Genomic DNA, 20,154 nt, shown 5'->3' with positions numbered 1-20,154 from the left:
GCGACGACGGCGTTCAGCGTGCACCAGCGCTCCGGGGTGCGGGGTGCGGGGTGTCGGCACACGTCCTGCACGGCGTACGGGCCGGGGATCCGGTGACCGGGGCGGAGGCCCGGCGGCCGGGCCCGGCCATGATGCTCACGCCCGGTCGGGGGCCACGGGGTAGGGAATGAAGGTGCTGCTGTTCTCGTCGACGGCCAGGGGCCGGCCGAGGGGCGGCACGGCCCGCTGGGGGCAGTCGAGGCGTTCGCAGAGCCGGCAGCCCATGCCGATGGGGGTGGCGGCCCCCGTGTTGTCGAGGTCGAGGCCGTCGGAGTAGACCAGCCGGGAGGCGTGCCGGATCTCGCAGCCGAGCCCGATCGCGAAGGTCTTGCCGGGCTCGCCCCAGCCGCCGCGGTGGCGGGTCACGGCGCGCGCGGTCCACAGGTACCGCTGCCCGTCGGGCATTGCGGCGACCTGGACGTGGATGCGGCCGGGCGCGGCGAAGGCCTCGTAGACGTTCCACAGCGGGCAGGTGCCGCCCGCGCGGGAGAAGTGGAATCCGGTGGCGGACTGCCGCTTGGACATGTTCCCGGCCCGGTCGACCCGGACGAAGGAGAAGGGCACCCCGCGCAGCCTGGGGCGCTGCAGGGTGCTGAGACGGTGGCAGACGGTCTCGTAGCCGACGCCGAAGTGGTCGGTGAGCCGCTCGATGTCGTACCGGAACTCCTCGGCGGCCGTGTGGAAGGCGCCGTACGGGAGGATCAGCGCGGCCGCGCAGTAGTTCGCGATGCCGATCCGGGCCAGCCGGTGCGCCGGGGAGCCGGCCGGGAAGTCCTCGGCGGCCAGCCGGTCCAGCTCCGTCCCGTACTCCAGCAGGGCGAGCTGGGTGGCCATCCGGAACGCCTGCTGGCCCGGGCGCAGCCGGCCGGACAGGTGCAGGACCCGCGCCTGCGCGTCGAAGTGGTGGAGGCGGTCGGAACCGGTCGCCAGCCGGATCCCGTGGTGGCCGGTGAGGCGGTCCGACAGCGCCCGGACGACCTCCCCGGGACGGAGGCCTATCTGCCGGGCCAGGGCCTCGGCGGCGAGGTCGGTGTCGTGGAGGTAGTTCCGGCGGCGGTAGAAGAACTCCCGGATCTCCTCGTGCGGTGAGCGCGGTGCGGTGCCGCCCGCCACGTCCCGGCCGTCCGCGGTGTCGGCCAGCCGCTCTGCCAGCAGTTGGCTCCGCCGGCCCAGGTCCAGCAGCACGGATGCGACGGCAGGCATCCGCGTGGCCAGTTCGGCCAGGTCGGAGGGGGAGACACGGGCTTCGGCGACCTCGGTGGCCAGCGCCTCGCGGAGATCGGCGACGAGGCGGCTGGTGTCGCGCTCCGAGAAGAACCCGGGGTCGACCCCGAACGCCTCGGTGAGCCGCAGCAGGACGGGCACGGTGAGCGGGCGGGAATCGTGCTCCATCTGGTTGAGGTAGCTCGGCGAGATGCCCAGCACCCTGGCCAGATCGGCCTGGGTCATGCGGCGCTCCTCACGGAGTCTGCGCAGCCGCGCTCCCGCATACGTCTTGCTCACCCGGCTCCTTCGGCTCGTCCCGCTTCAGGCTACGCGCGATTCTCCCGCGGCCGGCCTTTGCAACCTTGGCAATTCCGTCCGGGAAGATTCGCAGAACTTGGCACCCGTACCTCATTGATGGCACTGCGTGCCGCTGTCAGAGTCTGTCGTGCGGCCCGCCGGACCCCGGCGGCCCAGGGGACAGTTCGGGCACGACTCACGCCCTGACGTCGGAGATCCCGGCAGTTTCAACTGGGCTGACCTGCACCGTTGCTCAGCTCCTCCCCGGCGTTTCGGCGGCCGCGACCCAAGATCAGGGCACACAGTGCCAACTCTCCGTCTCCATGGACGGACATTGGCAGTAACCACTGATGGAGACGGTGACGGTCATGACAGACACGAACACGACGGCGACGGCGACGGCGACGGCCGAGCAGTTGGCGCAGCGGTGGGCCACGGACCCGCGGTGGGCGGGCATCGAGCGCACCTACAGCCCCGAGGATGTCGTCCGGCTGTCGGGAAGCGTCCGGGAGGAGCACACCCTGGCCCGGCGCGGCGCCGAGCGGCTGTGGCGTCAGCTCCACGAGCTCGACTACGTCCACGCCCTCGGTGCGCTCACCGGTGGACAGGCCGTGCAGCAGGTCCGTGCGGGCCTGCAGGCGATCTACCTGTCGGGCTGGCAGGTCGCCGCCGACGCCAACCAGGCGGGCCACACCTACCCCGACCAGTCCCTGTACCCCGTCAACTCCGTGCCCCAGGTGGTCCGTCGGATCAACAACGCCCTGCTGCGCGCCGACCAGATCGCCACCGCCGAGGGCGGCGGTGACACGACGGACTGGCTGGCGCCGATCGTCGCCGACGCCGAGGCGGGCTTCGGCGGCCCGCTCAACGCCTTCGAGCTGACCCGGGCGATGATCGCGGCCGGTGCGGCCGGCATCCACTACGAGGACCAGCTCGCCTCCGAGAAGAAGTGCGGCCACCTCGGCGGGAAAGTCCTCGTCCCGACCTCGCAGCACGTCCGCACCCTGAACGCGGCCCGCCTCGCCGCCGACATCGCCGACACCCCGACCCTGATCATCGCCCGTACGGACGCCCTGGCCGCCAACCTGCTGACCAGCGACGTCGATGAGCGGGACGCCAGGTTCACCACCGGCGAGCGCACCTCCGAGGGCTTCTACCGGGTGCAGAACGGCATGGCTCCCGTCATCGCCCGCGGTCTCGCCTACGCCCCGTACGCCGACCTCATCTGGGTGGAGACCGGCACTCCGGACCTCGCCCAGGCCCGCGAGTTCGCCGAGGCCCTGCACGCGGAGCACCCCGGGAAGATGCTCGCGTACAACTGCTCACCGTCCTTCAACTGGAAGGCCGCGCTGGACGACGACCGGATCGCGAAGTTCCAGCGCGAACTCGGCGCCATGGGCTACAAGTTCCAGTTCATCACGCTGGCCGGCTTCCACTCCCTCAACCACGGCATGTTCGACCTCGCCCGCGGCTACGCCGAACACGGTATGACGGCCTACGTCGACCTCCAGGAGCGCGAGTTCGCCGCGCAGGCCCTGGGATTCACCGCCGTGAAGCACCAGCGGGAGGTCGGCACCGGCTACTTCGACCTCGTCTCCACCGCCGTCAACCCGGCCTCCTCCACCACCGCCCTCGCCGGCTCCACCGAGGAAGAGCAGTTCCACTAGGAACGCCACTCCCCCGCGACCGACGGCGCCCGGGGGCCACTTCCGGGCGCCGACCACCCCACGCCGAGGAGCAGAACCGCATGTCGTCCACGTACCTGACCGCCGGTGTCCGGATCCTCGGCGCACCGGCCGAGCGCCACGAGGAGATCCTCACCCCGGAGGCGCTCGACTTCGTCGCCCGCCTCGACGCCGCGTTCGCGGACCGCCGCCCGGACATCCTCAAGGAGCGCCGCCGCCGGGCCGGCAACCTCGCCTCGGGCACGCCCCTGGACTTCTCCCGCGCCACCTCGGGGGTGCGCGCCGACCCCGACTGGGCGGGTGGCTCCGCCCGCGCCCGGACTCGTCGACCGGCGCGTCGAGATCACCGGAACCTCCCGACCGCCGGATGGCCGTCAACGCCCTGAACTCCGGCGCCAAGGTTGTGGATGGCCGACTTCGAGGACGCCACCGCACCCACCTGGGACAACATCATCCGCGGCCAGCTGACTCTGCTCGACGCCGTCGAGCGGCGCATCGACTTCACCACCCCGGAGGGCAGGGAGTACCGCCTCGGCACGGACCTCGCCGCGATCATGGTCCGCCCGCGCGGCCTCGCCACCGGGTCGGTGACCGCGTGAACCGCGTGAACCGCGTGAACGCCCCTTCGCACCCGGCCCCGGCGCTCTCCACACAGCGCGTGGGGATCGTCGGCGGCGGGCAGATGGGTGCCGGCATAGCCGAGGTCTGCGCCCGTGCCGGTCTCGACACCGTCGTCGCCGAAGCCGACGCGACGGCCGCCCGCACGGCCCGGGAGCGGGTGGCCGTTTCACTGGAACGTGCCGTCCAACGCGGAAAGCTCGACCGCCTCAGCGCCGAGGACGCCCTGGCCCGCCTGCTGTTCACCGGCGACCTCGACGATCTCGCCGACCGGCAGCTCGTCATCGAGGCGGTGACCGAAAACGCGGATGCCAAGATCGAGATCTTCTCGGCACTCGACAAGATAGTGGAGGACCCGGAGGCGATCCTGGCCACCAACACCTCCGCCATCCCGGTCATGCGGCTCGGCATGGCCACCCGCCGCGCCGACCACGTACTCGGCCTCCACTTCTTCAACCCCGTCCCCGTCCTGCCGCTCGTGGAGATCGTCTCCTCCCTGCACACCACCCCGGCGGTCACCCGTACCGTCGAGGTCCTCGTCCGCGACACCCTCGGCAAGACCGCGATCCGCTCCCAGGACCGGGCCGGATTCGTCGTCAACGCCCTGCTGGTCCCCTACCTCCTCTCGGCGATCCGCATGGCCGAGTCCGGGTACGCCGGTGCCGCCGACATCGACACCGGCATGGTGCTGGGATGCGCCCACCCCATGGGCCCGCTCGCACTCGCCGACCTCATCGGCCTGGACACGGTCGCCGCGATCGCGGAATCCCTCTACGACGAGTTCAAGGAACCCCTCTACGCCCCGCCCCCGCTGCTCCAGCGCATGGTCCAGGCGGGGCTGCTCGGCCGCAAGACCGGCCGGGGGTTCCATACGTACGCCCGGGACTGAGGTCCCGGTGCGCCGCCCGGGCTCTGAGGGTGCCCCGGCAGCTGAGGAAGGGGCGGGGCGTGACGAGTGGTGTCGTCACGCCCCGCCCCCCGCTGTTCCCGCCGGCGCCGGTCTCGTCGATCCGGCGGAGCACGCTGTGGGGTGCTGGTCTACGGCCTGTAGACCAGCTCGATCAGCATCGCGGCGATGAGGCCCCAGACGCCGATGCCGAGCAGCCACAGGGCGTCGAGCACGGCACCGGCGGTGATGACGGTCAGTCCGGCCGCCCCGAGAGCCACTACGGTCCGGCGGATGCCACGGTCGGGGCGCGAGCGAGTGGTCACGGTAGTGAGGATCCCGCCGGGCCGTCGCCGTGGCGAGGGTCCGGCGGGATTCCTGTCGGGATCCTGATGCGAACGGGTCGGCCCGCGTGGACGCGGGGGCGGCGGACCCGGTCCGGTCCGGCTTCCGGACGACCTCGCGGGTGACCGGGGTCACGTCACCTCCCGGGGAGGGGCGAAGGGGACGGGGGTGCGGAGGACGGGGTGCCGGAGGGGGCGGGTTCCCCGTCCTCCGCCGCTGGTGGCGGCCTGGTCAGCCGGAGATCTGCTTGCGGCCGGAGTCGCCGCCGATGGCGATCTTCCGCGGCTTGGCGCGCTCGGCGATCGGAATCCGCAGGGTCAGGACACCCGCCTCGTAGTCGGCCGCGATGTGCTCGGTGTCGAGGGTGTCGGCCAGCATGACCTGGCGGGAGAAGACGCCGAGGGGCCGCTCGGACAGCTCCATCTGGACGCCGTCGGACTTGCCCGTGGGCCGGCGCTCGGCCTTCACGGTCAGCATGTTCCGCTCCACGTCGATGTCGATCGCCTCGGTGCTCACACCGGGGAGGTCGAAGGCGATCACGTACGCGTCACCGTCGCGGTAGGCGTCCATGGGCATCACGGACGGCTTCGACCACGTCCCCGACGCACCCGAGAGCTGCTGAATGATCCGGTCCATCTCGCGGAACGGGTCAGTGCGCATCAACATCGCGAAACACCTCCAGTCGGTTCAGGCAGAAACTGCCAATGCGCTTCAACGTGCCACCGTTGTAACATGTCATCGAAACGATGACAAGCAAGACGTCATCTGGAGGATGACAGATCCGGAGACCGCCATGACCGAGGCCGCGGACCCGACCGCACCCGTCCCCCTCCTCGCCGCCGCGGCGGCGCTGGAGACCATCAACGAGGCCGTCCAGCGCGCGCGGCAGGCGCCCACGAGCAGCCCGGCGGCGTCCGCCCAGGACGCGGGCCCGCACCCGGCCCTGGCCGCACTGCTGATGCTGCGCGAGGTCCGCGAGCAGCTCGCCGGCTGGGAAACCGGCCTGATCGAAGCCGCCCGCGGCCGGGGCGCCAGCTGGGCCGACCTCGCGGGCCCTCTCGGAGTCGCCAGCCGGCAGGCCGCAGAACGCCGCTACCTCCGCATGCGCCCCGGCAAGGCCGGGAGCACCGGCGAGGAACGCGTCCAGGCCACCCGTGACACACGGGCCGCCGACCGGACGGTGACCGCCTGGGCCCGCGGCAACGCGGCCGACCTACGCCGCCTCGCCGGCCAGGTCACCGCCCTCACCGACCTCCCCACCAGCGCAGAGGGCGCCATCGGCGACCTGAACCAGGCGCTCGCCGACAACGACGCCGCCCGCCTCGTCCGCCCCCTGACCGACACCCGCGCCCACCTGCGGCCCGAGGACGCCGAGCTCGCCGAACGCATCGATGCCCTCACCCGCCACACCGACCGGCTCCGCCAGGACACCCACGACCAGCGCAACGCGTGATCCGTCATGCCCCTCGACCGGCCCGCGGACAGGCCGGAGGGCTGCGATCCGAGGAGTGATCGCCATGGACGAACACCCGCCGGCAGCTCCAGCGCCTGTTGGGGATCACCGGCGCCGGGGCCCTGTTCCCCGTGGACCCGCACCCACCGCCGGACGGTCACGTTCAGGGCCGGCAGCAGTGAATCCGCGACGCGGGCACAGCCCCCGGGAAGACTGGCGCACACCCCGGGCGAGCCACCGCGGCGGCCGGTCACCGTGTGCCGGGATCACCCGTGCCCGTCGGCTTCCCGGCACAGTGCCCGGAACGCCTCGTCCACCAGGTCGGGCAGCGCCCGCGCACCATCGCCTTCGACCCACGCCGCCAGGGCCGTGGTCACGGTGGCGAGAGCGGCCGCGGCGGCGACCCGCCGGGCCAGTTCGTCCCCTTCCGGATCGCGGGCCTGCAGTGCCCGCGCGAACAGGAGCTGTGTCGCGTACTGGTTGTCCCAGGTACGCGCGCGCAGGGCCGGCGTCGTCAGGATGAGCCGGGTCCGGGCGAGCAGCGCCTCCCGCCCCGCCCCGTACACCTCGCGCAGCCCGTGCAGCAGAGCTTCGCGGAGGGCGACGAGGTCGGACTCGTGCGCCGGGCGTTCCTGGATGAGTCGAGCGATCAGCGGGTCGTAGTCGTCGGATTCGACGACGGATTCCTTGGTCGGGAAGTACCTGAAGAAGGTCATGTGCGACACCCCGGCCGCGGCGGCGATCTGCTCGACGGTGGTGTTCTGGAAGCCCTGGGACAGGAAGAGACGCAGGGCGTGTTCCTGGATGGTCCGGCGGGTCCGGGCCTTCTTCCGCTCGCGGAGTCCGGGGACCGGGGTGGGTGATGCCGTCATGGGAACTGCCGCCTCCGCCGGTTCTGCTTTCCCGTCACGTGTCGGTCATGAGTATCCGCGACAGCGCCTCGTCCATGGCCGGGGGTGACGTACCGCGCCAGAGGAGATGTCCGTCCGGGCGTACGAGCAGGACCTCCCGCCGGTCGCCTTCCCCCGTGGCGAGTCGGGAGACGAGGCCGGTTCCCAGGTGTCTGCGCGCGACTTCGTCCCAGGCCGATGTCACGCTTGCGGGTACGAGGAGCGCCCATCGGCCGCGCAGTTCCTCGTACAGGCGGGTCGTGACGCCGTCGGGGCGGGTGCACTGACGGTCGGGGATCCGGTCCCCGGGGCGCGGGCCCCGCGCGGGTGCGCGCCGGCCGGAGCCGAGCGGTCCCCGTCGGTAGGTGAGGGTCAGCTGGGAGGACTTCTCCCAGATCCGGCGCTGGACCGCGGGCTGGTTCAGCAGGGGCACGAAGACGCGGTCGCGCAGGAAGCGGGCCCATGGCGTCGCCCCGACGACGAGCCCGGTCATGGCGCTGGTGGAGGACAGGACCTCCCTGGCCACGGGCCGGCGTTCGGCCTCGTAGGTGTCGAGCAGGCCGCTGCCCGCGCGACCGGTCGCGACCAGGGCGAGCTTCCAGGCGAGGTTCTCGGCGTCGCCGAGACCGGTGTTCATGCCCTGCCCGCCGAACGGGCTGTGGATGTGCGCGGCGTCCCCGGCCAGCAGGACGCGGCCGTGCCGGTAGGCCGGGGCCAGGCGCCGGTGGATACGGAAGACCGATTCCCAGTGGACCTCCTGGATCAGGGTTCGCGGGACGCCCGCCTCCGTTGCCAGCAGTTCGGCGAGCAGATCGGCGGGACGGGCCGCCTCGGCGTCCGCCGCGCCGGCCGGCACGGGTGCCATCAGCCTCCAGACGTCCCGCCCCGGGAGGGGGAACGCCCCGAGCATGCCGTCACCGCGCAGCCAGACCGCGACGGCGTCCCTGGGCTGGGGCAGGCGGACGGTCACGTCGGCCAGCAGGAAGCGCTCGACCAGGGGGACGCCGGGAAATCCGATCCCGGCGGCCTTGCGTACGCGGCTGTGCGCCCCGTCGCACCCCACCAGCCAGGCGGCCCGGATCTCTCGGTCCCCGCAGTTCAACACGACCCCTTCGGTCTGTTGACGCAGGTCCGTGACCTCGCTTCGCCACTCGACGGCGGTCCCGAGCTCGGCCAGGCGGGACCGGAGGCGCGCCTCCACCTCGGCCTGGGAGACGAGCAGGCCGGGACGGGTCACCAGGTCGGTGCGCCGCCCGACCGGGAGCCGGGCCAGGAGCCTGCCGTCGACGTAGGTGGCCACCTGGCCGATCGAGACCGATCGCTCGGGCAGGTCACCGAGCGCCCCGACCCTGTCGAGCACCTCGGCTCCCCGCGGCTGGACGCCCAGTGCACGCGACGTGTGCGCGGGACCGGACGCCCCGTCCAGGACCCGGACGTCCACCCCGGCCGCCCGCAGTGCACACGCCAATGTCAGGCCGGTGGGCCCCGCCCCGACCACGACGACCGTGCTCGACCGCATGACCGACTCCTCTCGTGAGGTATTCACTAACAAATGTTAGCGACTATCAGCCTGTGCGTCACCAGCTGCGCCGCCTGACAGATTCGGGCTCGCATCAAAGAGACGTAAAGATTGCCGGACACCGGCAATGACGGAATCTCAAAGTCCAAGACAGTATGGGGATTCCAGGGCGCCCCCAGGTTCAACCTGCCGGGCGCTGGAATCGCGTGGCCATGCGCGGTGGATGCCGGACGGGGGGGCTGGAAGCGTGCGTGTTCCGTTCGCCCGGTGCCTTCGGTCGACCGTCCGCCTACAGCCCACGGCGTCCGCCCGCCTGCGGCGGGTCGTCCGCGCCACGCCGGCAATCACTCTCAAGGGGGGATTCCTCATGGATGCCATCACGTCGGGTCTCGGCCTGCTCATCCTCAGTCTCCTGGTCGTCGCGCTCGTCGTGGTGGTCGTCCTGACCCGGTTGTTCCGAAAGGTCGAGCAGGGCAAGGCCCTGATCGTGTCGCGGATGCGGAGGGTGGACGTCACCTTCACCGGTCAGGTCGTCCTGCCCGTCCTGCACAAGGCCGAGGTCATGGACATCTCGGTGAAGGCCATCGAGATCTCCCGCACCGGCCGCGACGGACTGATCTGCCGGGACAACATCCGCGCGGACATCCGGATCTCGTTCTTCGTCCGGGTGAACAAGACCGCGCAGGACGTCATCAGGGTCGCGCAGGCCATCGGAACGGCCCGGGCCAGCGACAAGGCCACACTGCAGGAGCTGTTCAACGCCAAGTTCTCCGAGGCGCTGAAGACCGTCGGCAAGCAGATGGACTTCACCGACCTCTACACCAAGCGCGACGAACTGCGGTTCAAGATCATCGAGATCATCGGCATCGACCTCAACGGCTACAGCCTGGAGGACGCGGCGATCGACTACCTGGAGCAGACCCCGCTCGCCCAGCTCGACGCGGGCAACATCCTCGACGCCCAGGGCATCCGCAAGATCACCGAGCTGACGGCCATCGAGAACGTGCGCACCAACGAGTCCCGGCAGAACGAACAGAAGGAGATCACCCGCCAGAACGTCGACGCCCGCGAGGCCATCCTCGAACTGGAGCGCCGGCAGGCGGACGCCGAGATCAAGCAGCGGCGCGAGATCGAGACCTCACGGGCCCGCGAGGAGGCCGAGATCGCCCGGGTGGTGGAGGAGGAGCGGCTGCGCTCCCAGACCGCCTTCCTGAAGACGGAGGAGCACCTCGGCGTCCAGCGGGAGAACCAGGCCCGGGAGGTCGCCGTCGCGGCGAAGAACCGCGAACGGGTCATCGCGATCGAGAACGAGCGCATCGAGAAGGACCGGCTGCTGGAGGTCATCGCGCGGGACCGGGAGACCGAACTGACGCGGATCTCGGCCGCCAAGGAAGTGGAGACCGAGCGGCGGGAGATCGCCGAGGTCGTGCGCGAGCGGGTGGCGGTGGACCGGACGGTCGCCGAGCAGGAGGAGTCCATCAAGCGGCTCCGGGCGGTGGAGGAGGCCGAACGCACCCGGCAGGCGGTCGTCATCGCCGCCGAGGCCGAGGCCCAGGAGCGACTGGTCAAGGACATCAAGGCCGCCGAGGCGTCCGAGCAGGCGGCCGTGCACCGGGCAGCGGAGGAACTGACCCTGGCCGAGGCCCGCAACAAGGCCGCCGACCTCGACGCCCGCGCCAAGATCCGCCTCGCCGAGGGCATCCAGGCGGAGGCCGCCGCCCAGGGTCTGGCCGCCGTCGCCGTACGGGAGAAGGAAGCCGGCGTCATCGAGAAGGCCGGCCGGGCCGAGGCCGAGGCCACGGCGGCGCGCCTGAGGGCCGAGGCGGACGGTGCCCGGGAGCTGGCGCTGGCCGAGGCGGTGGGCATCGGCGAAAAGCTGAAGGCGGAGGCGTCCGGCCTGACCGAGAAGGCTGCGGCGATGGCCGCCCTGGACGAAGCCTCGCGGACGCACGAGGAGTACCGGCTGCGGCTGGAGGCCGAGAAGGAGATCCGGCTGGCCGGCCTCGACGCCCAGCGGCAGGTGGCCGAGGCCCAGGCCACGGTGCTCGCGACCGGGCTGGAGAGCGCCGACATCAGCATCGTCGGAGGGGAGACCGCGTTCTTCGACCGCATCGTGGGCGCGATGTCGATGGGTCGCGCCGTCGACGGGTTCATGGACAGCTCGCAGACGGCACGCACCTTGACGGCCGGCTGGCTGGACGGCAGCGGTTCCTTCACCGAGGACCTCACCCGCGCCCTGGGCGCCGTCTCCACCTCCGACGTACGCAATCTCAGCGTCTCCGCCCTGCTGATGAAGCTCATGCCCGCGGGCTCGGGGCAGCTGGACGAACTGATGGCCAAGGTACGTGATCTGGGCCTGGCCGACCTGCCGGTGAGCGAACTCGCCGGTGCGGCGGCGACGGCCGACTCGGCCCGGCCGGCCTCGGTGAACGGCGCCGCCGCCAGAAGCTGACCGCCACGGGGGTGCGGTCACCGGCCGGGAGGCAGCCGAGCGTGGCTCGGCGGCCTCCCGGCCACATCACGATCTTGTACGCGAAGGAGCAGAACGGATGACCACGGGCACGGACACGGGCACGGACACGGGGACGTACGAGGTACTGCGGGACCGGCTCGCGACCCAGGCCCGGGACCTGGCGCGGGGCGCGGAAGCCCTCAACGAGGCCCGGGTCGCGGTGTTCGGCTCGTCGGGACTCACACTGACCGGGTCCGGGCAGCTGCGTACGGACGACAGCCGCACCGCCGTGGACCTGATCGCTGTGGGCGACCACCTCCTCTTCGGCTACGACCGGTCCGCCGGCCGCGGCGGTGGCGGCGGCAGTGGCGAGGCGGAGGTGCACGACGTTCTCGCCCTGTACGACCGCGACCTGAACCCGCTCCCCGAGGACGCCGTGCCCGGCCTCCTGGACGACCCGGCCTTCCGCCACGAGTTCCAGACCCTGCACCGCTACTACCACGACGCCCGACTGCAGCGGCTGCGGCACGTGGACGGCAGGCTGCTCGCCGTCTTCCGCACCGGCGAACGGACCGAGGACATCCGCGTCCTGCGCTGGTCCGTCACGACCTCCGGCGAAGCCCGCTTCCTGGACGCCCAGGGCGAGCGCGACCACGTCCTGCCTCCCCCGCACGACATCCAGTGGCAGGCGACCACCCGGGAGGACCACGTCACCGGCCGCCACCCGCACGTCTGCGTCGACGGTCGCGTCTTCGTGTCGACGGTCGGCGGTTCCCTCACCGTCAAGAACGAGAACGACACCGGGTCGGAGGCGGCCCTCCACCGCGAGCCCGTGGACGAAGCCCTCCAGTCCCTCGCGGACGCGGAGATCGCGTACGCCGTCGTAGGCCCGCTGGTGCTCCTGCGTGTCCTGCCCTACAAGGAGCAGGTCCGGCGCCACCTGGTCTACAACGCCCTCACGAGCACCGTGGCCCGCCTGGACGGCATCGGCGGGTCCTGCCGACGCCTCCCGGACGACGAGGGCATCGTATTCCCCGGCGGGTACTGCCTGGCCTCCGGCAACGTCAGGACGTTCGACACCGACACCACCGACCTGGAGTTCGAGCAGTCCGTCGCGGCCCCGAACGGCGAGGACCTGCTCTTCGTCTTCCGGGCCCGGCACGGCGGGCGCAGCCTGCTGCTCCCCTACAACCTGATCCGCAAGGAGGTCACCGCCCCGCTCCCCTGCCACGGCCACGCCCGCTTCGACGACGGCACCGTGCTGATCCTGCGCCCGGACCCGGCCCGATCGACACGGGCGCACGCCGTGCAGACCTGGTCCACCCCCTTCACGTCCGACCTGCATCCCGCGGCCGCTCCCGCCGACGGGCCGCTCGCCCGCATCGGCAACCCCGAACTCGTCCGCGCCGTCGCCGACACCCTGGCCATCGCCCGGCAGGCCGCCGACACCCGGGACGCCTCCACCGCGACCGCCGCCGCGATGTACGAGTCGCTGCTCGCCTCCTGCACCCGCACCGCGGACCGCTTCCCCTGGCTCGCGGAGCTCACGGAAGCGGACCCCGGCGGCCCCGACCTGAGCGGTCCGCTGGCGGCCGTCCGCACGACCACCACGGGCATCCTGGAGGAGTTCGAGACCGTCCGGAGCCTGACCGGGCGGGCGGCCGACGCGCTCGCGGAAGCACACCGGACCGCCACCGCCCTGATCCGCCGCATCCGCGGCGAGGCCCCGGCAGCCGCCGAGGAGTGGATCGACCGCATCACCGAACTGCGCCGCGCCCAGGGGCACCTGGTCACCCTCCGGGACATGCGGTACGCCGACACGACCGGCATCGAAGCCCTGGCGGTGGACGTGTCCGCCGCCATCGAATCCACCGCTCACCGGGCCATGACCCAGCTCCAGCGCGAGGACGCCTTCGCCGCGTACGGGACAGAGGCCGACCGGCTCGTCACCGAGGCCGGGACGGTCACCACGGTCGCCGAGGCCGAACCGCTGCGTCGCCGGCTGGAGGGCCACGTCCTCGGGCTGCAACAGCTCACCGAGGTCGTGTCCGGCCTGGACGTCGGCGACGCCACCGTACGCATCACCGTCCTGGAGCGGGTGGCCGACGCCCTGGCGGACCTGAACCGGGCCCGGTCGACGGTCGACACCCGCAGGCTGCAACTCCTGCGCCAGGAGGGGGTCGCCGAGTTCACCGCCGAGTTCGCGCTCCTGGGCCAGACCGTCACCGGCGCCCTGGCCGCCGCCGACACCCCTGAGCAGTGCGACGCCCAGCTCGCCCGCCTCCTGCTCCGGCTGGAGAACCTGGAAGCGCGCTTCGCCGAGCAGGAGGACTTCCTCACCGAGATCGCCGAGAAGCGTGCCGAGGTGCACGACGCGTTCTCCTCCCGCCGCCAGGGCCTCCAGGACGCCAGGGCCCGACGCGCCGAGGCCCTCTCGCACTCCGCCCACCGCGTACTGGAGACCGTGGCCCGCCGGGCGTCGGACCTCACCGACGAGGACGAGGTCAACACCTTCTTCGCTTCCGACCCCCTGGTGACCGGTCTGCACCGCAGCATCGGCCGGCTCCGGGAACTCGGCGACGCGGTACGGGCGGAGGAGCTGACCGGCCGGCTCGCGGCCGCCCGGCAGGAGGCGGGACGCGCCCTGCGCGACCGCGCCGACCTCTACTCGACGGACGGCGGGACGATCCGGCTGGGCCGGCACCTGTTCGCCGTCACCCGGCAGCCCGCCGACCTCACGCTCGTACCGCACCAGGACGGCATGGCGTTCGCCCTGGCCGGCACCGACTACCGGCGCCCGGTCACCGACCCCGCGTTCGCCGCCACCCGACCGTACTGGGACCGCGTACTGCCGAGCGAGTCGAGCAAGGTCTACCGGGCCGAGCACCTGGCCGCCCGGCTGCTGGCGGACCACGGGCCCGGAGTGCTGGCCGATGCCGGAGACGGACTCGACCGGCTGGTACGGCGGGCCGCCGAGGCCGCGTACGACGAAGGCCTCGAACGCGGCGTCCACGACCACGACGCCACCGCCATCCTGCGCGCGGTCCTCCGGCTGCACGCATCCGCCGGCTCCCTCCGCCATCCGGCACCAGACCGTGCCGCCGCCGTGCTCTTCTGGGCCCACGCTCTGACCGACGCCGAACGCGCGGCCCTCGGCCGGCGGGCGGGTTCACTGGCCCGCGCCCGCGCCGTCTTCGGAGCCAGCCCGGCACTCGGCCAGTTCCAGGCCGAGCTGGCCCGCGCCGTCGCCGCCTTCGCCACCGGCCCGGTACACCCCGACCGCAGCGCCGCCTACCTCTTCGAAGAACTCACCTCAGGCCCGGCGGGCTTCGCGGTGTCGGCCGCCGCCGGATCACTCCTCGACGGGTTCAGGCACGGTGTCCAGACGCACGGTGCTTCCTATGCGGAGGACCTGACGGCCCTGGCCGATCCGGTCGAACGCCGGCAACTCGTGGAGGCCTGGCTCGGCGCGTACGCGGCCTCGACCGGCGAGGAGGTCGACGAAGGAGACCTCGCCGAGGCGACCGCCGTGGAGCTGTGCCCGTCCCTGACCCGCTACACAGCCGACGGCGCCACCACGGAGATCGTCAACGGGCTCCTCGGCACCCATTCCCGCGTCGTCGACGGCGCGCTGGAGCTGCGTCTGGACGAATTCCTCTCCCGGACCTCGGAGTTCGCGCGGACCGACGAGCCGGGCTTCCGCTCCTACCAGCGTCAGCGCACCGCTCTGGTCACGGCCGAACACCAGCGGCTGCGACTGGACGCCCACCGACCGCGCGTCATGTCGTCCTTCGTCCGCAATCGGCTGATCGACGAGGTCTACCTCCCCCTTGTCGGCGACAGCCTGGCCAAGCAGCTGGGGGCCGCCGGCGACGCCAAGCGCACCGACACCCACGGACTGCTCCTGCTGCTCTCCCCGCCCGGGTACGGCAAGACGACGCTCATGGAGTACGTGGCCCAGCGCCTCGGGCTGCTCCTGGTCAAGGTCGACGGTCCCGCTCTCGGTCCCGCCACCACCTCCCTCGATCCGGACGCCGCCCCCGACGAGGCGGCCCGCCGCGAACTGGAGAAGATCGCGTTCGCCCTGGAGGCCGGCAACAACGTCCTGCTCCACCTCGACGACATCCAGCACACCTCCCCCGAACTGCTCCAGAAGTTCATCCCGCTGTGCGACACCACCCGCACCCTGGGCGGCCGCGACCTGCGGGGGAAGAGGTTCGCCGTCTGCATGGCGGGCAACCCGTACACCCAGTCCGGGCAGCGCTTCCAGGTACCCGACATGCTCGCCAACCGGGCCGACGTGTGGAACCTCGGCGACGTCCTCACCGGAAAGGAGGACGCCTTCGCCTTCAGCTTCGTCGAGAACGCCCTGACCTCGCATCCGGTCCTCGCCCCGCTCGCCGGACGCGACCGCGCCGACCTCGGCCTCCTCGTCCGCCTCGCCGAAGGCGACCCGACCGCCCGCGCCGACCGCCTGACCCACCCCTACGCCCCGATGGAACTCGCCGAGGTCCTCGACGTGCTCCGGAGGCTGGTGGCCGCCCGGACCACCGTCCTCGCGGTCAACGCCGCCTACATCGCCTCGGCCGCCCAGAACGACGCCGACCGCACCGAGCCCCCGTTCCTGCTCCAGGGTTCCTACCGCAGCATGAACAGGATCGCGGCCCGGATCTCCGCCGCCATGAACGACGCCGAACTGAACGCGGTGATCGACGACCACTACACCGCCGAGGCACAGACCCTGACCACGGGGGCCGAGGCCAACCTCCTCAAGCTTGCCGCCCTCCGCGGGTCCCTCTCCCCCCGGCAGGCGGCCCGCTGGGAGGAGATCACCACGTCGTACGTCCGCGGGCGGCAGGCGGGCGGCACGGGCGGGGATCCGCTCGTCCTGGCCGTGACCGCACTCGACCTCATCGCCGACCGCCTCGCCGCCCTCGAAGGCGCCCTCAGGAAGGCGGAGACCGGGCCGAGCGGGGAACGGGGCGAGCACGCAGCCGACGAGCCCGCTCACCGATGAGCCCCGAGGCAGGGGGATCGTCCGGGGTCAGGCCCCGCCCGGGTGGCCGTGGTCGCGGGCGTACGCCTCGAAGACCTCACGCGCCAACCCCCGGGTGTGCGGGAAACGGGTGCCGGGGACGGCCGCCGGATCGTCCGGAGCGGCACGAACGAAAGCCGCCGGCCTCCGCAACATCGGGGTGCCGGGGAGGTGGCGGGCGGCCGGTGCGAAACACCCGGAAAACGACAAGCGCCAGGGCGCCGTTCGCTCAGGAGAACCTCAGATCCGAATAACGATCCGGTCACCAGACCTGGGCAAACACCGCAAAGAATCAGCCGATGTGACGGGCGTCACTAAAGAAGCCATAAAGAGCGTGCTAGGAATACGCAACTCCGCTCCGGCCCACCCCTCGCCGGAATGTCCGGAGTGGCGGCCGCACCAGGTCGCGGCACCACCTGCGGTACCTGTTCCACCTGCACGACCAAGGCGCCCTTCTCCGATCCGTGTCCGCGGACCGGTGGCGTCACGGGTCGCCGATCGGACAACGGCGTTCGCTCAAAGCCCGCCTTCACACACCGGCCCTCCGCACAGGACCGGTCTGCGCCATCGAGGTTTTGCCACATGTCACTCGATTCCTTCACCAACTCCGTCGACGAGGCCGTCAGCGGATTCTTCGAGCCCATCGCCAAATGGCTCGGTGACGTCGTCTTCTACTCCGTGCCGGTCAACGGCACCCAGCTCCCGCTGATCGTCGCGTGGCTGGTCGTCGCCGGTCTGGTCTTCTCGGCCTGGTTCGGCCTGATCCAGATACGCAAGTTCCCGCTCGCCCTGCGCGTGGTGCGCGGCAAGTACGACGAGAAGGGCTCGACGGGTGAGGTCAACCACTTCCAGGCGCTGACCGCCGCCGTCTCCGGAACCGTCGGCCTCGGCAACATCGCCGGTGTCGCCGTCGCCGTCTCCATCGGTGGCCCCGGGGCGACGTTCTGGATGATCCTCTGTGGCCTGCTGGGCATGGCGACGAAGTTCGTCGAGGTCACCCTCGGTGTGAAGTACCGCGAGGTGCACGCCGACGGCACCGTCTCCGGCGGCCCCATGCACTACCTGCCCAAGGGCCTCGCCGAGCGCTTCGGCGCCCGCGGCAAGACCCTCGGCAAGGTCCTCGCCGTCCTGGCCTCCGCGTTCATCCTGTTCTTCGGCCTGTTCGGCGGCAACCTCTTCCAGGTCAACCAGTCCTACGCCCAGCTGGTCTCCGTCACCGGCGGCGAGGACGGCCTGATGGGCTCCTCGGCCGGCGCGCTGCTCTTCGGCATCCTGATCGCCGCCCTGGTCGGCATCGTGCTGCTCGGCGGCATCCGCTCCATCGCCAACGTCACCAGCAGGCTCGTGCCCTCCATGGCCGGCATCTACATCGTCGCCTGCCTCGTCGTCATCCTCGTGAACGTCACCGCCGTCCCGGCCGCGATCTCCACGATCATCGAGGGCGCCTTCAACCCCCAGGGCGTCGCCGGCGGTGTCCTCGGCGCGCTGATCATCGGCTTCAAGCGGGCCGCCTTCTCCAACGAGGCCGGCCTCGGCTCCGCCCCGATCGCGCACTCCGCGGTCAAGACCAAGCACCCCGCCAGCGAGGGCCTGGTCGCCCTGCTGGAGCCGTTCATCGACACGGTCCTCATCTGCACCATGACCGCGCTGACGATCGTCATCGCCAACCCGGCCAGCTGGGGCGAGGCCCGCAACGGCGAGTCCATCGGCGGCGTGACCATCACCTCCGACGCCTTCGCCACCGTCCTGCCCTGGTTCCCGTACATCCTCACCATCGCGGTGATGCTGTTCGCCATCTCCACGGTGCTGACCTGGGGCTACTACTGCATGAAGGCCTGGACGCACCTGTTCGGCCGCAGCAAGGCCAGCGAGCTCACCTTCAAGGTCATGTACACCCTCTTCGCGGTCGGCGGCTCCCTGCTGACCCTGCAGACCCTCATCGACATGGCCGACGCGGTGCTCTTCATGCTCGCCGTCATCAACATCATCGGCCTGTACCTGCTGGCCCCCGTCGTCAAGCGGGAACTCAGCCACTTCCTCGACTTCGCCCGCCGCCGCGACGCCGGCCAGGACACCGAAGCCGACGAGGACGACGACCAGGAGCCGGTGAAGACCACCGTCTGACCGCCCCCCGGCGGCCCGGCTCCTCGCAGCGGGCCCGTGAGCACCTCGCGCCTTGGTGCTCACGGGCCCGCTGCCCTTGTTCCCGCACGTCAAAGCCCCCCTGGCAACATCCCCGCCCTCCCTATAGGGTGTGAAGAACGCGTCAATGCGCTCATCACATCGAGGAGCAGGCGCGGGGTGTGCCGGGAAGTCTGGTCGGCGTCCCAGGGGCCGTGTGCCCGCTGTCAGCCGACGCCCCGGAGGTACCCCCCTCATGACCGCTGCCCCGCCCCCACAGCGCTCCCCGTTCCTCGGCCTCCTGCCCTGGCCCGAACGTCGCGCCATCGCCTCGGCCCTGCGGACCGAGACCATCGGCGGCCTGGTGCTCCTCGGCGCCGCGGTGATCGCCCTGATCTGGGCCAACAGCCCGCTCGGCGACCTGTACCAGCAGATACGCGACTTCCACTTCGGCATACCCGCCCTCGGCCTCGATCTGTCCGTGGGCCACTGGACCGCCGACGGCCTCCTCGCCGTCTTCTTCCTCGTCGCGGGCATCGAGCTCAAGCGCGAGCTCGTCGTGGGTGAACTGCGCACTCCGGCCACGGCCGCCCTCCCCGTCGTGGCCGCACTGTGCGGCATGGCCGTTCCCGCCGCCCTGTACGCGCTGACCGCCGGTCTGGGCGGCGGAAGCCTCGACGGCTGGGCCGTGCCCATGGCCACCGACATCGCCTTCGCCCTGGCGGTGCTGGCCGTCATCTCCACGCACCTGCCGTCCGCGCTCCGCGCCTTCCTCCTCACCCTCGCCGTCGTCGACGACCTCGGCGCCATCCTCATCATCGCGATCTTCTTCACCAGCGACCTGAACTTCTGGGCCCTCGGCGGCGCCTTCGCCGGCCTCGCCGTCTTCTACGCCCTGCAGCGGTTCCGCGTCCGCGGCTGGTGGTGGTACGTCCCCCTGGGCGTCGCGATCTGGGCGCTGATGTACAACAGCGGCGTCCACGCCACCGTCGCCGGCGTCGCCATGGGCCTGATCCTGCGCAGCACCCTGGACAAGGGCGAGGAAGCCTCTCCCGGGGCTCGCGTCTCCCACCTGATCCACCCGCTCTCGGCTGGTGTGGCGGTCCCCCTCTTCGCGCTCTTCGCCGCCGGGGTCACCGTCTCCGGCTCCGCCATGGCGGACGTGTTCACCCGGCCCGAGCCGCTCGGTGTCGTGGTCGGCCTCGTGGCCGGCAAGATCCTCGGCGTGTTCGGCGGCACCTACCTGGCCGCCCGCTACACCCGCGCCCGTCTCAACCCCGACCTGGCCTGGGCCGACGTCTTCGGTCTGGCCGCCCTCGCCGGAATCGGCTTCACCGTCGCCCTCCTCATCGGCGAGCTCGCCTTCCCCGGACAGGCGCTCACCGAACAGATCAAGGCCGCCGTCCTCATCGGCTCCGTCGTCGCCGCCGGCCTCGCCGCCCTCCTCCTGCGCCGCCGCAACAAGGTGTACAAGCGTCTCTACGAGGAAGAGACCGTCGACGCCGACGCCGACGGCATCCCCGACATCTACCAGCAGCGCGCAGCCGCCGCGGAACGCTGATCGGAGCGCCCACGGCCCGGGCCCGGCTCACCGCTGCCGTCACCGTG

Annotated in this window: 12 protein-coding genes and 1 pseudogene; 8 read left to right on the top strand and 5 right to left on the bottom strand. The window is 71.7% G+C overall.

The features are described 5' to 3' along the window. Window positions 1-135: 135 nt before the first annotated feature. A complete protein-coding gene (locus ACIPXC_RS03390; protein ID WP_401613032.1) occupies window positions 136-1,542 on the bottom strand; it encodes a short-chain fatty acyl-CoA regulator family protein in 1,407 nt (468 codons plus the stop codon). Window positions 1,543-1,910: 368 nt separating this feature from the next. On the opposite strand from ACIPXC_RS03390, the gene aceA reads away from it, so the two are divergent. The 3 genes and pseudogenes from aceA (at window position 1,911) to ACIPXC_RS03375 (ending at window position 4,734) form a co-directional block, all read left to right on the top strand. After that, window positions 1,911-3,209, top strand: coding sequence for an isocitrate lyase (aceA, locus tag ACIPXC_RS03385; protein ID WP_401613030.1), 1,299 nt, complete (start codon window positions 1,911-1,913; stop codon window positions 3,207-3,209). 80 nt (window positions 3,210-3,289) lie between these two features. Next, window positions 3,290-3,799: pseudogene (locus tag ACIPXC_RS03380) on the top strand (malate synthase A); the annotation flags it as partial. A 23-nt stretch (window positions 3,800-3,822) separates the two neighbouring features. Continuing rightward, window positions 3,823-4,734 (top strand): 3-hydroxybutyryl-CoA dehydrogenase, encoded by a 912-nt coding sequence (locus ACIPXC_RS03375; protein WP_401613028.1) that lies wholly within the window; start codon window positions 3,823-3,825, stop codon window positions 4,732-4,734. Window positions 4,735-4,883: 149 nt separating this feature from the next. Here ACIPXC_RS03375 and ACIPXC_RS03370 read toward each other — a convergent pair whose 3' ends face one another. Both ACIPXC_RS03370 and ACIPXC_RS03365 read right to left on the bottom strand, forming a co-directional pair. Continuing rightward, window positions 4,884-5,057, bottom strand: a complete 174-nt coding sequence (locus tag ACIPXC_RS03370) for a hypothetical protein (RefSeq protein ID WP_401613026.1) — start codon at window positions 5,055-5,057, stop codon at window positions 4,884-4,886. 250 nt (window positions 5,058-5,307) lie between these two features. Next, complete coding sequence (locus ACIPXC_RS03365; RefSeq protein WP_401613024.1) at window positions 5,308-5,742, bottom strand: Hsp20/alpha crystallin family protein; 435 nt, start codon at window positions 5,740-5,742, stop codon at window positions 5,308-5,310. Between the two features lie 127 nt (window positions 5,743-5,869). On the opposite strand from ACIPXC_RS03365, the gene ACIPXC_RS03360 reads away from it, so the two are divergent. Beyond that, a complete protein-coding gene (locus ACIPXC_RS03360; protein WP_401613132.1) occupies window positions 5,870-6,529 on the top strand; it encodes an HSP18 transcriptional regulator in 660 nt (219 codons plus the stop codon). 266 nt (window positions 6,530-6,795) lie between these two features. Here the strand turns inward: ACIPXC_RS03360 and ACIPXC_RS03355 are convergent, their stop codons facing one another. Then, window positions 6,796-7,401 carry a TetR family transcriptional regulator gene (locus tag ACIPXC_RS03355; protein ID WP_401613023.1) on the bottom strand — a complete coding sequence of 202 codons (606 nt, stop codon included), beginning with the start codon at window positions 7,399-7,401 and terminating at the stop codon, window positions 6,796-6,798. A 34-nt stretch (window positions 7,402-7,435) separates the two neighbouring features. After that, window positions 7,436-8,938 (bottom strand): FAD-dependent monooxygenase, encoded by a 1,503-nt coding sequence (locus ACIPXC_RS03350; RefSeq protein WP_401613021.1) that lies wholly within the window; start codon window positions 8,936-8,938, stop codon window positions 7,436-7,438. Between the two features lie 367 nt (window positions 8,939-9,305). Between ACIPXC_RS03350 and ACIPXC_RS03345 the strand changes: the two genes are divergently transcribed. The 4 genes from ACIPXC_RS03345 (at window position 9,306) to nhaA (ending at window position 20,107) form a co-directional block, all read left to right on the top strand. After that, entirely contained in the window at window positions 9,306-11,390 is a 2,085-nt protein-coding gene (locus tag ACIPXC_RS03345; RefSeq protein WP_401613019.1) for an SPFH domain-containing protein, read from the top strand. A 97-nt stretch (window positions 11,391-11,487) separates the two neighbouring features. Further along, window positions 11,488-16,407, top strand: a complete 4,920-nt coding sequence (locus ACIPXC_RS03340) for a DNA repair ATPase (protein ID WP_401613017.1) — start codon at window positions 11,488-11,490, stop codon at window positions 16,405-16,407. Window positions 16,408-17,007: 600 nt separating this feature from the next. Continuing rightward, a complete protein-coding gene (locus ACIPXC_RS03335; RefSeq protein WP_401613015.1) occupies window positions 17,008-18,549 on the top strand; it encodes an alanine/glycine:cation symporter family protein in 1,542 nt (513 codons plus the stop codon). A gap of 253 nt (window positions 18,550-18,802) precedes the next feature. Next, window positions 18,803-20,107, top strand: coding sequence for a Na+/H+ antiporter NhaA (gene nhaA / locus ACIPXC_RS03330; protein WP_401613013.1), 1,305 nt, complete (start codon window positions 18,803-18,805; stop codon window positions 20,105-20,107). Window positions 20,108-20,154: the final 47 nt, after the last annotated feature.

Origin of the sequence: Streptomyces sp. NPDC090021 (assembly GCF_044748225.1) — a bacterium.
Lineage (GTDB): Bacteria > Actinomycetota > Actinomycetes > Streptomycetales > Streptomycetaceae > Streptomyces.
Note: the sequence above shows the minus strand (reverse complement) of the source record. Positions and strands in the feature narration are given on the sequence as shown.

What these genes read in the sequence shown, in the direction of transcription:
- aceA (WP_401613030.1), top strand. Translation starts at nt 1,911, where the DNA reads ATGACAGACACGAACACGACGGCGACGGCGACGGCGACGGCCGAGCAG.
- ACIPXC_RS03365 (WP_401613024.1), bottom strand. Translation starts at nt 5,742, where the DNA reads ATGTTGATGCGCACTGACCCGTTCCGCGAGATGGACCGGATCATTCAG.
- ACIPXC_RS03360 (WP_401613132.1), top strand. Translation starts at nt 5,870, where the DNA reads ATGACCGAGGCCGCGGACCCGACCGCACCCGTCCCCCTCCTCGCCGCC.
- ACIPXC_RS03355 (WP_401613023.1), bottom strand. Translation starts at nt 7,401, where the DNA reads ATGACGGCATCACCCACCCCGGTCCCCGGACTCCGCGAGCGGAAGAAG.
- ACIPXC_RS03350 (WP_401613021.1), bottom strand. Translation starts at nt 8,938, where the DNA reads ATGCGGTCGAGCACGGTCGTCGTGGTCGGGGCGGGGCCCACCGGCCTG.
- ACIPXC_RS03345 (WP_401613019.1), top strand. Translation starts at nt 9,306, where the DNA reads ATGGATGCCATCACGTCGGGTCTCGGCCTGCTCATCCTCAGTCTCCTG.
- ACIPXC_RS03340 (WP_401613017.1), top strand. Translation starts at nt 11,488, where the DNA reads ATGACCACGGGCACGGACACGGGCACGGACACGGGGACGTACGAGGTA.
- ACIPXC_RS03335 (WP_401613015.1), top strand. Translation starts at nt 17,008, where the DNA reads ATGTCACTCGATTCCTTCACCAACTCCGTCGACGAGGCCGTCAGCGGA.
- nhaA (WP_401613013.1), top strand. Translation starts at nt 18,803, where the DNA reads ATGACCGCTGCCCCGCCCCCACAGCGCTCCCCGTTCCTCGGCCTCCTG.